Source organism: Salinimicrobium sp. CAU 1759, from assembly GCF_054482715.1.
The window spans coordinates 102,574-116,520 of sequence record NZ_JBTLRK010000002.1; the positions used below are offsets into that span (position 1 = coordinate 102,574).

Here is a 13,947-nt window from a genome sequence, read left to right on the forward strand (position 1 = left end):
AACACCAGCCTCTAAAATGCCATTTTTCATCAATGTTATTCTTCCGCTTCCGCTAGAGAAGCATTTTACGTACAGCGTAAGCAGTGATGAAGCAGAATTCCTTAGACCCGGTATGCGTGTTGCAGTTCCCTTCGGAAAGTCAAAGATCTATACGGGAATTGTTTCTGAAGTGCATCAGAAGGACCCTGAGATCTATGAGGCCAAGCCTATCGAGCAGATCCTGGACAAGAACCCGGTGGTGACTGAAGCTCAGCTGAAGTTGTGGAGTTGGATCGCTTCCTATTATATGTGTACGGAAGGAGAGGTGCTGCGGGCAGCCATACCAAGTGCTTTCCTGCTGGAAAGTGAAACAATTGTGCAGCTTTTGAAAGGAGCCGAAGTACGGGATGAAGATCTGACAGATGATGAATTTCTCCTTTTTGAGGCCTTACAGAGGCAGTCATCCATGAAGATCAATGAGATCATTCAGCTTCTGGATAAGAAAACTGTACTTCCGGTGATCAATGCACTGGTGGAGAAGAAGGTGGTGGTCGTAAACCAGGAGATCTACGAGCAGTATAAGCCGAAGGTAGAAAGATATGTTAGACTGCATGAAAGGTTTTCAGAAGAAACCGCAATGCATGAGTTGCTGGATGAACTTAGCCGGGCCCCCAAACAAAGGGAGGTGATTTTTACCCTTTTTGGAATGTCGGCCAAAGGGAATACTTTAGTAAAACATTCTGATCTCATAAAAAAGAGTGGAGCTTCTGCAGGAGTTGTAAAAGCTTTAATTGATAAGAATGTCCTGGAAGAATTGAAAGTTGAGACCTCGAGATTTAACCCGGATCTGGAGGAGGTATCAGGAAGAGTTGAACTGAATGAGCATCAAAGCACTGCTTTGGAGGAGATAAATAAAGCTTTCAAGACTCAGGATGTTAGTCTACTTCATGGGATCACCTCTTCGGGCAAGACAGAAATTTATGTAGAACTCATTGAAGAGGCTATTTCCAAGGGGAAACAGGTGTTGTATCTGCTGCCGGAGATCGCACTCACCGCTCAGCTAATATCGAGGCTTCAGAACTACTTTGGGGAAAAGGTGCTTATTTACCACAGCAAATATTCGGTAAATGAAAGGGTTGAGGTCTATCAAAATGTACTTCGCAATTCAGAGAACGCCAGAATAGTCATTGGAGTTCGCTCCAGTATTTTTCTTCCATTTCAGGATCTGGGACTTATCATAGTAGATGAGGAGCATGAATCCACTTTTAAACAGTATGATCCTGCGCCGAGATATCATGCCCGTGATGTGGCAGTTGTGTTGGGTAAGATGCAGAAGGCAAAAGTGCTGTTGGGCTCGGCGACTCCTTCCCTGGAATCTTATTTTAATGCCGATCATTCCAAGTATGCTTTGGTGAATCTGGATCGCCGGTACGGAAATGTGCTTTTACCCGAGATCCAAATTGTGGATATTAAAGAAAAGCATCGAAAGAAACGGATGACAGGTCACTTCTCTGACCGGCTGCTGGAAGAGATAAGGGAGACTTTGAGCAATAATGAGCAGGTAATTCTCTTTCAGAACCGGCGTGGTTTTAGTCCGATTCTCGAATGCAATACCTGCGGACATTCGCCGCAATGTCCTAACTGTGATGTTAGTCTCACTTACCACAGTCATAACAATCAGCTTCGCTGCCATTATTGCGGCTATCATATGGCGATGCAACAAAAATGTATGGCTTGTGGTAGTGATGAACTTTCCACTAAAGGTTTTGGTACCGAACAGGTGGAAACCGAATTAAAAGCTCTTTTCCCAAATCACAAGATAGGGAGAATGGACCAGGATACTACCCGCGGAAAATATGGATATGAAAAGATCATAGAGGCTTTCGAGGCTGGTGATATAGATATATTGGTAGGAACGCAAATGGTCACAAAAGGTCTCGACTTCCGGAATGTGAGGCTGGTAGGGATCATGAATGCTGACACACTATTAAACTTTCCAGATTTTAGAGCGCATGAGCGCAGCTTTCAATTGATGTTGCAGGTAGCGGGTAGAGCAGGGCGAACCCAGAAAAGAGGACTGGTATTGATCCAGACATATAACCCACACCACCAGATAGTACAGCAGGTTTCCACTAATAGTTACCTGGAAATGTATAAAGAGCAGCTGGAGGATCGCCGGAACTACAAATATCCGCCATTCTACAGACTTATCAGGATCAGCTTAAAGGGGAGGGATTATTCAAGAGTGAATGAAGGTGCCGACTGGCTGGCGACCTCATTAAAGAACACCTTCAGGGAAAAAGTGCTGGGTCCGGAATTTCCGCCGGTAGCCAGGATCAGGAATGAGTATTACAAGAATATTCTTATAAAGATTCCGCAGGGGCAGTCTTTATCCAAAACAAAAGATGTCATAGGTAGAATTCTCCAGAGCTTTAAAGCGATAGGAGCTTACAGAGGGGTGAAAACGGTAATAAACGTGGATCCTTATTGATTGGCGGCCAGCGCCTCAATAAGATTAGATTTCTTATGCCTGCTCAAAGGGATCTGTTGCTTATCGATCTCAATATTCCGGCTGTTATAGCGTTCAATTTTGTCGAGATTTACAATGTAAGACTTATGGATCCTAAGAAATTTGTTGGAAGGTAACTGGCTTTCAAATGACTTCATAGTTGCAAGAACTACAAAATTATCCTTCTCGGTCACAAATTTAACATAGTCTCCCAGAGCTTCGATATACTTAAGCTTATTCAGAAAAACCTTACGATTTTTCAGGTTGCTCTTGACGAAGATATAGTTGTCATCTTCTGGCGGTGCTCCTTCATGTTTAAGGCGGTATAGGTTGATCGCCTTAGACACGGCATTCAAAAAACGCTCTTTGGAAATTGGCTTATGAAGGTAATCTACTGCATCGTAGTCGAAAGCTTTGAAAGCATACTTGGTTTTTCCGGTAACAAAAATGATCTGTGGTTTGTTTGGAAGGTCATCCAGCAGGTCAAAGCCGGAAAGAATAGGCATTTCAATATCGAGGAAGATAAGGTCTACTTCGGTGTCCAATAGGCCATTTTTGGTCTCTATGGCATTGTTGTATTCCGCCACCAGCTTAAGGTTAGGATGGTCCTTGATGAGCTTTACAATAGAAAGCCTTTGCAAGCTGGAATCATCAACGACAGCACATTTAAGTATTACTTCTTCCACAATAACAAGGTTAGCACTAGCAATAATAGCTAAAAAAAATTATAAAAAAAAGTAAAATATGGATTTCATCGATTAAAGAAGCAGTTTACCTAGTAAATTTCAGCTTTGTAATATTAAAGAATAATGTTACTTTTGCAGCCAATTTAATTTAAAGTAAATTTTTTATGAATCATTATGAAACTGTTTTCATCTTGAATCCCGTTTTATCTGATGACCAGATAAAGGAAACAGTTAAGAAATACGAAGATTTTCTTGTTTCTAACGGTGCCGAGATGATATCAAAAGAGAACTGGGGGCTAAAAAAACTAGCTTATCCAATTCAGCACAAGAAGAGTGGTTTTTACCACTTATTTGAATTCACTGCTCCCGGTGAAGCAATCAACCCTCTTGAAGTAGAATTCAGAAGAGATGAGCGCATGATGCGTTACCTAACTGTGAAGTTGGATAAACACGCTGTGGCCTGGGCTGAAAAGAGAAGAAACAGAAACAAAGAAAAAGCGTAAGGTATGTCATCAATTGAACAACAAGCTAAAGGAAAGAAAGACGGAGAGATAAGATATCTTACTCCTCTTAATATCGAGACTAGCAAGACAAAGAAATATTGTCGTTTCAAAAGATCTGGGATCAAGTATATTGATTACAAAGACCCTGATTTCTTAATGAGCTTCGTGAATGAGCAAGGGAAACTTTTGCCACGTCGTTTGACCGGTACTTCTTTGAAATATCAAAGGAAAGTGGCTGTAGCCGTTAAGCGTGCACGTCACTTAGCATTAATGCCTTATGTTGGCGATTTACTAAAATAAAAAGGGGCTATTATGGAATTGATATTAAAGAAAGACGTAGAGAATTTAGGATTTAAAGATGATGTTGTAACTGTAAAACCAGGATACGGCAGAAACTTTCTTATTCCTCAAGGTGCTGCTGTGTTGGCAACCCCTTCTGCTAGAAAAGTTTTGGATGAAACTTTAAAGCAACGTTCTTATAAAGAGAAAAAGCAAATCGAAGAAGCAAAAGCTCAGGCTGCAAAACTTCAAGGTTTGGAAATTAAACTTACTGCAAAAGCAGGTGCCGGTGATAAGATCTATGGATCTGTAACCAATGCCGATCTTTCTGAAGCACTTTCAAAAGAAGGTGTTGAGATCGAGAAGAAGTACATCTCTATTGCAGGTGGTAACATTAAGCGTTTAGGGCAGTATGAAGCTACTTTGCGGTTTCACCGTGAAGTTGTTTCCAACTTCAACTTTGAAGTTGTAGCAGAAGCTTAATTGCTGACCAGATATAATAAAAGCCTGCTTCTAACGGAGTGGGCTTTTTATTTGGTTAATGGTTAAAAGTTCATAGTCAATCGAAAAGATCTTTAGAAAGTAGACCTTAAACATCAAACCCTCAGAATGAAGTACGCCCGATTAACAAAAGAACAATTTGAAGAACTGCATCAGGAGTTCATTAATTTTCTTGCAGCTCAATCTATTACAGGAGATGAGTGGGAGGAGATAAAAACAAATAAACCTGAGGTTGCAGAGCAGGAGCTCGATGTCTTTAGTGACCTGGTGTGGGAAGGGGTCCTGAACAAGGCAGAATACCTTGAACATTTTTCTCCAAACCAGATCTATCTTTTCAAGATTACCGAACTAACCATTAATCTTATCGCAGTAGAAGTGAAAAACGAGGCAATAGACATTACTACACGTCAGGGTTATGCATGGCTTCAACAAAATTTAATGGATGATCGAGTTTCGTTATATACTTCTGCAAAGAATATAAGTGACGACAGGAATAAGGACATTTTTGCACTAATTCAGCAGGGAGCAGTGATCACAAAAGGTGAACTATATGGGTTCTTTGAAAAGCACCTGAATCTGAGTTAGGAGTCGAGAGTTCAAAGTTGGGAGACTGTCACAAAGATATCCCCGCCAGAATTAATCACCGATCACTGAACCGTGAACACTAATCTAAGTCAGCAGTGCGCAGTCTTGAGTTGGTAGTAAAGTGATTTAGAGTTCCGGAAAACCAGGTCCTGTCAGTTGTAACCTGCAGCAGAAAAAACTGCCCCCTAATTCCTGCCTGTTGCCTACTTTATTCGTAACGCAGCGACTCAATAGGATCCTGTTTTGCGGCCTTGGCTGCAGGGTAACTGCCGGCAAGAACCGCCACAATAAGAGTTATAGCGGTGGCCCAAAGAATGGCTACCCACGGAGTTGTAAAGTCAAAGCCTACAGAGGTTGAGACTATAAGACCTATAGTTATTCCCAGGACAATTCCTATTATTCCTCCCATTTGACCAATAATAAGAGTTTCCATGAAGAATTGCATTGCAATGGTGTTCTTCTTGGCTCCCAAAGCTTTTCGTACCCCAATTTCCCGGGTTCTTTCACTCACAGAAACGAGCATAATATTCATAAGAGCAATTGAAGATCCAAAAATGGTAATTATGGAGATGGCCCAGGCAGCAATGTTGAGGTACTGGGTTATAGAAAAGATCCTGTTGAGCAGGTCATCACTTTTCGCAATTCCAAAATTGTTCTCCTCTACGGGGCTTAATCCTCTTACGTTGCGAAAGGTGATGATGGCCTCATCTTGTGCTCCCTCCAACATTTCCTGGTTCTCGATCCTAACGCTTATGTTGTAATTGATATTTGGATTGGTAAACATAGAACGCGCCACCTGTATTGGGATAAGCACCCTGAGATCCTGGTTGTTCCCAAAGGTGGACCCCTTGGATTCCAGTACTCCAATAATTCTGAATTTCACACCTCGAATAGAAATGATCTTGTCCAGCGGATCCAGCCCCTCCAGGAGTCCGTTCTTAACATCGGCACCTATAATGGCTACATTGTTATTATTGTCGATATCAAAAATGTTGAAATCTCTTCCTTCTTCAACAGTAAGACCCGAGTTGTTCACGTAGTTCTCATTGACCCCAAGAACACTGGCCTCAGGATCTGTCTTGTCGTTCTCGAATTTTATTTCGGCACTGGAGGTTCCGGTAAAGGAAATTGCAACATCTGTTTGTGGATAGATGAACTTCTCCTTAAAGTCTTTTACTTCTCTATAAGTAATAATTGGATTGACCTTATCCCTGTCCCCGCCATTGACCCTAATTTGGGAATCATATCGTTGCAGGTTAAAAGTGTTACTTCCCATAGAGGCAAAATCGCTCGTAATTGTATTTTCAAGCGCTGCTACGGCACTTAAGATACCCACAAGCGCAGTTATTCCAATTGCTATGATCAATACCGTTAGAACGGTTCTTAGAACCTGACTTTTAATTGAAAAGAACGCAATACGCACATTTTCTTTAAGGAGTGGAAACATTAGAAACTCTCAGTTTAGGAGTTAGACGCAATTAAACTGCTCTTGTTACAGAAACTCTCTTCAAATCTGTATACCGGCATTCTTTATATTTTTCAGATATTTGCTCTTCTTAAAGAACTAGATCAAAAATGGCGCAAAAACCTTCTATTCCCAAAGGTACACGGGATTTTTCTCCTTCTGAAGTAGCAAAAAGGAACTTTATAATACAAAGCATTAGAGAGCAGTTTGAAAAGTTTGGATTTCAGCCTATCGAAACCCCAAGCTTCGAGAACAGTGACACCCTTATGGGAAAATATGGGGAAGAAGGCGATAGATTGATCTTTAAGATCCTTAATTCCGGAGATTTTCTGAAGAAGGCGAATGAAGAAGCTTATAGTGAAAAGGATAGTCTGAAAATCACTCCATCCATAAGTGAAAAGGCTTTAAGATATGATCTTACCGTTCCTTTTGCCAGGTATGTAGTGCAGCATAGGAATGAAATAGAATTTCCTTTTAAACGCTACCAGATCCAGCCGGTATGGCGGGCAGACCGGCCTCAAAAAGGACGTTTTAGAGAGTTCTTTCAATGTGATGCCGATGTAGTGGGCAGTGATAGCCTTTGGCAGGAGGTTGAATTCGTCCAGCTGTATGATGCTGTTTTTACCAGCCTTGGTCTAAAGGGTGTTACCATTAAGATCAACAACAGGAAGGTCCTTTCCGGGTTTGCTGAAGTTATTGGAGAGTCCGATAAGCTCATTGATTTTACTGTAGCTCTTGATAAGCTTGATAAGATAGGCGAAGAAGGAGTGAAAAAGGAGATGAAGGAGAAAGGAATTTCTTCAGAAGCTATTCAAAAGATTCAGCGGGTATTTGATCTTAAGGGAACTTTTTCAGAAAAAATTCAGGTATTAAAAGATATTTTAGAGACTTCCGAAATTGGCAAAAAAGGGATTGAGGAGCTGGAATTCATTAACAATGCGATAAACGCATTGGAGCTCGGGATGGCTAGATTAGATCTCGATGTTACCCTTGCTCGCGGGCTCAATTATTACACGGGTGCAATATTTGAAGTATCGGCTCCCGAAGGTGTTGCGATGGGTTCAATTGGAGGCGGCGGAAGATATGATGACCTTACCGGTATTTTTGGAATGAGCGGGGTAAGTGGCGTAGGTATTTCATTTGGATTGGACAGGATCTACCTGGTACTTGAGGAACTCGACCTGTTTCCCGAAACAGTGGCAAGAAATGTGAAAGCCTTGTTCATTAACTTTGGTAACAAAGAAAGTCTCTACTGCTTAAAGGCTATTAAGCAATTACGTAACGCCGGAATTGCTGCTGAACTCTATCCTGAAGAGGCAAAAATGAAGAAGCAAATGAACCACGCCAACAAGAGAGAAATTCCTTTCGTGGTACTTGCGGGAGGTGAAGAGATGGAGAATAGTAAATTCACTTTGAAGAATATGAAGAGCGGGGAACAATCTTCTGTGACTTTAGAAGAACTTCTAAACCACCTTATTTAAAGATTTTTCATACTGTTGCAAACTTTTAAAATAATGTTAAATTAGTAGTTCCAACTAACCAACTACTATGAAAACTATTTTTTCCTTTGCAGCCTTCTTCCTTAGCTTTTGTTCTGGTCTTATGGCCCAAACCCACGCAGTTACCGATACAGGGCAGGAAGTCTTGTTGTATAGTGATGGAACTTATGCTTATGCAAACGCTGAAGATGCTGAAGCAGTGACTATTCCTATCAATCCTAAGAAATTTACCAAAAGTGAAAGTGCTTCTTTTCTACTTAAGAGTAAACGCATGGATGTGGGATTCTGGCTTGATCCCAGGCTATGGTCCTTCGGTGAGTCTAAGGACAATCAAGATGCCGAATATGAGGTAGTGCTTAAGGGCGAAGATCTTTACGGGGTGATCATTACTGAGAAAATTGAGGTGCCATTAGAAACTTTAAAAAATGTCGCGATAGAAAATGCCCGACAGATCGCGCCCGATATTCGTATTGTAGAGCAGGAGTACCGAATGGTGAATGACCAAAAAGTGCTTTACCTGCAGCTGGACGGCACCATGGATGGTATGAAGATATCTTATTCGGGATATTTTTATTCCAATGCATCAGGGACCGTTCAATTTATCACCTTTACATCTCAAAATCTGGTTGAAGAATATAAGGAGGCCAGCCAGCAGCTTATCAACGGACTTGTAAAAATTAGCTGAAGATAGCTCGGGGTTAGCTATTCAAAATTTCCATATCCTCCTTGGAGAGCTTCATGTTGACAGCCTCTTCGAAAGCTTTGAGGTGCTCTTCCTTTGTAGCACTGGCAATGGGGGCAGAGACTTCCGGGCGTTGCATAAGCCATCTTAGAGCGACGGCGGCATTGGAGACTGAGTGCTTTTCTGAGATCTCGTCCAGGGTTTTTAGAACTTTTAGCCCTTCCTCAGTGAAGTACTTTTTGATCATTTCTTTCCGTGCTCCCTCAATATCATTCGGGTGACGATATTTTCCGGTCAGGAAACCACTGGCTAAGGAGAAGTAGGTAAGTACACCCATTTCGTTTTCTTTTGCTATGGGCCGGTATTCAGATTCAAACCTCTTTTTCTCTACCAAACTGTATTCAGGTTGCAATACCTTATATTTAGGCAAGGCACTTTTTTCTGCAGCTGTTAATGAAGATTTTATTCTTTCGGGAGAGAGATTGGAGGCACCAATATGGAGTACCTTCCCCTGCTCAATTAGTTGTCTGTAAGCCTCCAGAGTTTCTTCAACAGGAGTGGCCTCATCGTCCCAGTGAGTGAAATAGAGGTCAATGTGATCTGTTTGTAAACGCCGCAGAGATTCTTCAGCAGCCTTTATGATGTAATTTTTTGTTACGTCCCTACCTTCTTTTCCGGGATTTGATCCTACTTTAGTAGCTATAATTATTTCGTTGCGATTTCTTCTTTTCTTCAACAGTTTCCAATTATCATTTCACTTTCCCCTCCGCTATTTCCCGGAGCCCAGTGGGAGTAGGAATCGGCAGTGTCAATAGTCGTAATTCCCTTTTTAAAGATCTCATCCAGCATTTTAAAGGATTCTTTCTCGTCTAGTGTCCAGCCAAAAACGTTTCCGCCAAAAACTATAGGTGATATTTTTAAGCCTGTTGTTCCTAATATTTTCTTTTGCATATCCTGGTAATTTTGATTTAAGATACAATGATAAATGGAGAAAGGAAAAAGGGATGGTCCTGGTTGTTATATCACCAGCTAAGACGGTTGTAAGATTTTTATGCGATCTATAATTCTTTATATCGATGAAAAGCAAATTTTGTAGATAAAATAGTTTTTATAAATTTAGGAAGTCCTTAATCCTTAGCAGCTATGACCTTAAATCAGGATGTTTATTCTTTCAGTTTACTTAAAGACGGAACCACTGTAGATGAAATTACCCGAAATTCATCCAGAAGTTACCTCGAAAACCTCCAGGGGAATGACCTGATAAGAATAGAAGATGGGAGAGTTTTTCTTACAGAAAGAGGGGAGACAGCAAAAAAGATCGGGGTTGAAAAATATTTGAAGCTTGAAAACTATGAAACAAGGGTCGGTGCCTGGAATACTGAGACACGACAAAGAGATATCAGGTTCATAAAGCTCCTGTTTTTATTAGTGTTTATCCTTTCAATACTACTGTTCTATGTGAATTTCATGCTCGCTCCATAAAATTGTAAAACAGCACCGTTGAAATTTTTCACTGTCCGGCATTGGGTTCTTCCCCTTCTTTTTCTAACAGGAGCAAGTACCTGTCGTATTGAGGTTGAGTAAGGATGTCCCGGATGTCTTTTGTTTCAAGAATTTTTAGATCTTTTAATCTTTCCACCTTTTCTTCCGGGGATATATCGGCATCCATTACTTTTAATCTCTTAAGATCGAATTCTATGAATTTCTTTTCCAGGAGGACCATTTGTTTAGCTCTTAATGCTAACTCATCATTCCACTTTTCTGCTCGTTCCTTCGCAGCCATTTCGACCTGCCTGCTCGCATCATCCTGAATTATGTTCTGGGCAGAACTGTCTATGGAGAAAAACAGGGTAAATATTATACCTAAGAGGAATGGAACAATCTTTTTCGTCTTCATGATTTTTTAATGTTTGGGTTATATGTAAAGAAAACACAGTTACTGCTACTTTCTTTTTTTTTTTGACATCCTCCTCTTGACATACCTTTTTTCAGGAAGTAAGGAGAAGAAGTTCATGGGTGATACCGGCTCTTCTGCCAAAAATGAGATCTATTGAAAATTTTTCTCATCTTAAATTATATCACTTTCCCTAAAGTTACCGGCAAGCTCGGCCGATAGCAAGGAGTTTAAGAAAGTATTAAGCTGAAAATAATATTCAATTAACAGGATGGAGCTCTAATTTAAGCTATTATTTAGCAGCTCATCATGACGAGTGTAATTGAAGAGAATTAAAATAAAACAGAGGCGGTTGGGCTTCATTGGTTGATGAATATGTCCGGAAGGAATTCGAAGGGGAAGGTCAGTTATGAAATTGAGTCTTTTATATTAAATGAGCTATATTAAAGCCTGTAAACGGTGCAAAATATTCCGAATTATAAAACCAACCTATATGACCAGCGGATTTAAATTATCTGTAAAAGTTTTTCTCTTGATTGTTGGCGCCTATTTCCTCTTTAGTGGACTGTCAACTTCAAAATCTTTTTTAGCACCCTTGGCTTTTGCTGTAGTACTAGCTCTTCTGGTTCTACCTGCGGCAAGGAAAATTGAACAATATATAAGCAGTAGAGGTTTTTCCTCCTTTTTGAGCACTTTGCTTCTCTTTATATTTTCCCTCCTTTTTCTCAGTCTCTGCTCTATGCAAATTCAGAATTTCTTCAACGACTGGCCTGCAATTAAAGAAGCAATGGCTCCTGAAATTGAAGATTTTAAAGCCTTTTTGTTTGAACACACTCCTCTTAATAAAGAATCCTTACAGGAATATTATCCTGCCGGATCAATTCCGTTCTTTGGCGAAGAAGTGAATGAAGCAGCAAAAGCATTGACTTTTGTGAGGTCTTCTATGAATCTTATGGGAGCTTATCTTCTCACCTTCATCTATACCTTTTTCCTGCTTTTCTATCGTAGCCACTTCAGGAAGTTCATGCTTTCTTTTTTTGAATCTCAAAAAAAGAAGGAAGTTGGAGAAGTTCTGGAGGAATCGGCAGGGAGAGTCCAGGATTATTTGGTAGGGCGATTGATCCTAATGGCTATCCTGGCGGTGCTCTACTCTGTTGGTTTAGGTTTTTCGGGAGTAGAAAATTTTATTCTCGTAGCCGTCATTGCATCCCTTCTCACCATAATTCCATGGATAGGCAATATCATTGGTTTTGCTATGGCAATGGTGTTTGGATATCTCACTTCAGGTGATATAAATGTGTTGTGGGGAATAGTTATCACTTTTACGGTTTCTCAGTTTCTTGAAAGCTATGTTCTTCAGCCTTACATTGTGGGAGATAAGGTAGGGCTGCATCCATTTTTTGTGATCCTGTTCGTGATCATGGGAGGAGCGGTTTGGGGGCTTGCGGGAATGGTGCTGGCAATTCCGGTCATGGCTATGGCTACCGTGATCTTTCAAAACGTAGAATCTCTAAAGCCATACGGTTTCCTTTTTAGTAAGAATACAGATTGAATTGTAGCAGCAGGGATTGAGATAAGGAGATAAAAAAAGCCGGAAATAGATTCCGGCTTTTTCTGTAGCGAGAACGAGATTTGAACTCGTGACCTCCGGGTTATGAAATGATTGTCTAAAACATTAAATTAAAGATAAGTAGATCATTATCAATGATTAGGCGGGTGAACAATTTGATTTGACATCAAAAAACACCAATAAAAAACACTAAATGTTGTACCTATGTTGTACCTGGAATAGTTATCTTTATAAAAAAAGGCATGGCTACTATTAAGGCAGTTTTGAGAAAAAAAAGCAACAAAAATGATTTATATCCTATAGCCATCAGGATCACTAAAAATAGGAAATCCAGTTTTATTTTTGTCGGTCAATATATTGAAAAACAATATTGGGATGAAAAGAAACAAAGGGTGAAAAGTTCTCACCCTAATTCCACGAAATTGAATCATCTGATATTGACGAAATTGACCTCCTGTAATGAAAAATTACTGGAGTCTGAATTCTCCCGAAAGCCTCAATCTCTTAGAAAGATAAAAGAAGCGGTTGTCGGCGCAAAAGATGTCAATTTCAAGTACGTGGCTGATATTTACTTAAAGAATATTTTAGCACGTAAAAAGTCTAATCAATACTCCACTGAAAAGAACAGAATAGAACAGTTTGTAAATTTTTGTGCCAATAAAAATATCGAATTTCAAGAGATTGATAGTTTTCTGCTTCGAAGATTTGAAACTTTTCTGCTTTATAAGAAAGGTAGAACTAAAAGAACGGTTGCGAATTTTATGATTTGTATAAGAACTATATACAATCTTGCAATATCCAACAATCATGCTGATCGAAACAATTATCCTTTTGGTAAAGGTAGGTACCAAATAAAAATTCCCGAATCACAGAAGGTCGGATTAACAGTAGAGGAAGTAAAGAAACTTGAGACTGTGGAGAACTTAACTCCTGCCCAACAACATGCACTTAATGTTTGGCTCTTGAGTTTTTATTTTGCAGGCATTAGAATTACTGACGTTATTCAGCTGAAATGGTCAGATTTTAGGGATGATCGGCTATATTACAGAATGAGTAAAAACGGCAAATTGGTTTCTATGAAGGCACCCCTAAAAGCCTTAATATTATTGACACATTATAAAGGTTTTAAAAGAGAAAATGAGGAGCTTATTTTTTCAGAACTTTGGGGAACGGATCTCAGTGATGAAATCACGGTTAGAACAAGGATAAAAACCGTAACCAGAAACTTCAACAGGCACCTGAAAAATATCGCTTTAAAAATAGGGATAGAAAAAGCTCTAAGTATGCACATGTCGAGGCATAGTTTTGGGAATATTTCAGGAGATAAAATTCCGATACAAATGTTACAAAAATTATATAGGCATTCTTCTATCACTACCACCATGATGTATCAAGCAAACTTTTTAAGTAAGGAGGCAGATGATGCTTTGGACAAAGTAGTAGATTTTTGAATCCAGGAAGATGTAATCGCGTCGAACTAATAATCCACTGTACTGCAAAAAATCTTCTCCTGTTGCTGTTAAATAATTCCCAACGACGAGATTATCTGAATTTTAAATTTTATATATTTCACCCTCAGTTAATTAGGTGAAAATAGCTTTGAAGAAGAGAAGAATTAATTATAGACTAGACATTCTTTAATTCTGCTGAAAACTGAAAATATGATCGTTCTAGAACGTTATGAAAGATCTCCCCAATAAATAACCTCCGAAAAACAATCAGAGTTAATATGATGCCACATTTCAGGTCATGACTATCTGAAATTTTTATGAGCATCAATTCAGGAGAATGATAA

13 protein-coding genes and 1 pseudogene are annotated in these 13,947 nt (G+C 39.7%); 10 read left to right on the forward strand and 4 right to left on the reverse strand.

Annotated features, from left to right (window positions below; translation table 11 throughout):
- The first annotated feature begins 16 nt into the window (after positions 1-16).
- Complete coding sequence (gene priA / locus ACXYMT_RS11510; protein ID WP_459059266.1) at positions 17-2,470, forward strand: replication restart helicase PriA; 2,454 nt, start codon at positions 17-19, stop codon at positions 2,468-2,470.
- On the opposite strand, the gene ACXYMT_RS11515 is transcribed toward priA, so the two are convergent.
- Positions 2,464-3,174, reverse strand: coding sequence for a LytR/AlgR family response regulator transcription factor (locus tag ACXYMT_RS11515; RefSeq protein WP_324721236.1), 711 nt, complete (start codon positions 3,172-3,174; stop codon positions 2,464-2,466). The genes priA and ACXYMT_RS11515 overlap by 7 nt on opposite strands.
- 164 nt (positions 3,175-3,338) lie before the next feature.
- On the opposite strand from ACXYMT_RS11515, the gene rpsF reads away from it, so the two are divergent.
- The 4 genes from rpsF (at position 3,339) to ACXYMT_RS11535 (ending at position 5,042) form a co-directional block, all read left to right on the forward strand.
- Complete coding sequence (gene rpsF / locus ACXYMT_RS11520; protein WP_029036470.1) at positions 3,339-3,677, forward strand: 30S ribosomal protein S6; 339 nt, start codon at positions 3,339-3,341, stop codon at positions 3,675-3,677.
- A 3-nt stretch (positions 3,678-3,680) separates the two neighbouring features.
- The gene (gene rpsR / locus ACXYMT_RS11525; protein WP_037324607.1) at positions 3,681-3,977 is read left to right on the forward strand and encodes a 30S ribosomal protein S18; all 297 of its coding nucleotides are present in this window, start codon (positions 3,681-3,683) and stop codon (positions 3,975-3,977) included.
- Positions 3,978-3,989: 12 nt separating this feature from the next.
- The gene (rplI, locus tag ACXYMT_RS11530; protein WP_459059267.1) at positions 3,990-4,439 is read left to right on the forward strand and encodes a 50S ribosomal protein L9; all 450 of its coding nucleotides are present in this window, start codon (positions 3,990-3,992) and stop codon (positions 4,437-4,439) included.
- Positions 4,440-4,565: 126 nt separating this feature from the next.
- Entirely contained in the window at positions 4,566-5,042 is a 477-nt protein-coding gene (locus ACXYMT_RS11535) for a DUF6495 family protein (protein WP_459059268.1), read from the forward strand.
- A 208-nt stretch (positions 5,043-5,250) separates the two neighbouring features.
- Here ACXYMT_RS11535 and ACXYMT_RS11540 read toward each other — a convergent pair whose 3' ends face one another.
- On the reverse strand, positions 5,251-6,489 hold the full coding sequence (locus ACXYMT_RS11540) for an ABC transporter permease (protein ID WP_459059269.1): 1,239 nt from the start codon (positions 6,487-6,489) through the stop codon (positions 5,251-5,253).
- Between the two features lie 128 nt (positions 6,490-6,617).
- Here ACXYMT_RS11540 and hisS point away from each other — a divergent pair, with 128 nt between their 5' ends.
- Positions 6,618-7,988, forward strand: a complete 1,371-nt coding sequence (gene hisS, locus ACXYMT_RS11545) for a histidine--tRNA ligase (RefSeq protein WP_459059270.1) — start codon at positions 6,618-6,620, stop codon at positions 7,986-7,988.
- A 67-nt stretch (positions 7,989-8,055) separates the two neighbouring features.
- A complete protein-coding gene (locus ACXYMT_RS11550) occupies positions 8,056-8,691 on the forward strand; it encodes a hypothetical protein (protein WP_459059271.1) in 636 nt (211 codons plus the stop codon).
- A 13-nt stretch (positions 8,692-8,704) separates the two neighbouring features.
- Here the strand turns inward: ACXYMT_RS11550 and ACXYMT_RS11555 are convergent.
- Positions 8,705-9,639: pseudogene (locus ACXYMT_RS11555) on the reverse strand (aldo/keto reductase).
- Between the two features lie 192 nt (positions 9,640-9,831).
- On the opposite strand from ACXYMT_RS11555, the gene ACXYMT_RS11560 reads away from it, so the two are divergent.
- Positions 9,832-10,170: a hypothetical protein gene (locus tag ACXYMT_RS11560; protein ID WP_459059272.1), complete on the forward strand. Its 339-nt coding sequence runs from the start codon at positions 9,832-9,834 to the stop codon at positions 10,168-10,170.
- A 28-nt stretch (positions 10,171-10,198) separates the two neighbouring features.
- Here ACXYMT_RS11560 and ACXYMT_RS11565 read toward each other — a convergent pair whose 3' ends face one another.
- Entirely contained in the window at positions 10,199-10,585 is a 387-nt protein-coding gene (locus ACXYMT_RS11565; protein WP_459059273.1) for a hypothetical protein, read from the reverse strand.
- Positions 10,586-11,075: 490 nt separating this feature from the next.
- On the opposite strand from ACXYMT_RS11565, the gene ACXYMT_RS11570 reads away from it, so the two are divergent.
- Positions 11,076-12,134, forward strand: a complete 1,059-nt coding sequence (locus ACXYMT_RS11570; RefSeq protein ID WP_459059274.1) for an AI-2E family transporter — start codon at positions 11,076-11,078, stop codon at positions 12,132-12,134.
- 260 nt (positions 12,135-12,394) lie between these two features.
- The gene (locus ACXYMT_RS11575) at positions 12,395-13,603 is read left to right on the forward strand and encodes a tyrosine-type recombinase/integrase (RefSeq protein WP_459059275.1); all 1,209 of its coding nucleotides are present in this window, start codon (positions 12,395-12,397) and stop codon (positions 13,601-13,603) included.
- The last annotated feature ends 344 nt before the right edge of the window (positions 13,604-13,947 follow it).

Coding starts and splice junctions, on each gene's coding strand:
- priA (WP_459059266.1), top strand. CDS start 17: ATGCCATTTTTCATCAATGTTATTCTTCCGCTTCCGCTAGAGAAGCAT.
- rpsF (WP_029036470.1), top strand. CDS start 3,339: ATGAATCATTATGAAACTGTTTTCATCTTGAATCCCGTTTTATCTGAT.
- rpsR (WP_037324607.1), top strand. CDS start 3,681: ATGTCATCAATTGAACAACAAGCTAAAGGAAAGAAAGACGGAGAGATA.
- rplI (WP_459059267.1), top strand. CDS start 3,990: ATGGAATTGATATTAAAGAAAGACGTAGAGAATTTAGGATTTAAAGAT.
- ACXYMT_RS11535 (WP_459059268.1), top strand. CDS start 4,566: ATGAAGTACGCCCGATTAACAAAAGAACAATTTGAAGAACTGCATCAG.
- ACXYMT_RS11540 (WP_459059269.1), bottom strand. CDS start 6,489: ATGTTTCCACTCCTTAAAGAAAATGTGCGTATTGCGTTCTTTTCAATT.
- hisS (WP_459059270.1), top strand. CDS start 6,618: ATGGCGCAAAAACCTTCTATTCCCAAAGGTACACGGGATTTTTCTCCT.
- ACXYMT_RS11550 (WP_459059271.1), top strand. CDS start 8,056: ATGAAAACTATTTTTTCCTTTGCAGCCTTCTTCCTTAGCTTTTGTTCT.
- ACXYMT_RS11560 (WP_459059272.1), top strand. CDS start 9,832: ATGACCTTAAATCAGGATGTTTATTCTTTCAGTTTACTTAAAGACGGA.
- ACXYMT_RS11565 (WP_459059273.1), bottom strand. CDS start 10,585: ATGAAGACGAAAAAGATTGTTCCATTCCTCTTAGGTATAATATTTACC.
- ACXYMT_RS11570 (WP_459059274.1), top strand. CDS start 11,076: ATGACCAGCGGATTTAAATTATCTGTAAAAGTTTTTCTCTTGATTGTT.
- ACXYMT_RS11575 (WP_459059275.1), top strand. CDS start 12,395: ATGGCTACTATTAAGGCAGTTTTGAGAAAAAAAAGCAACAAAAATGAT.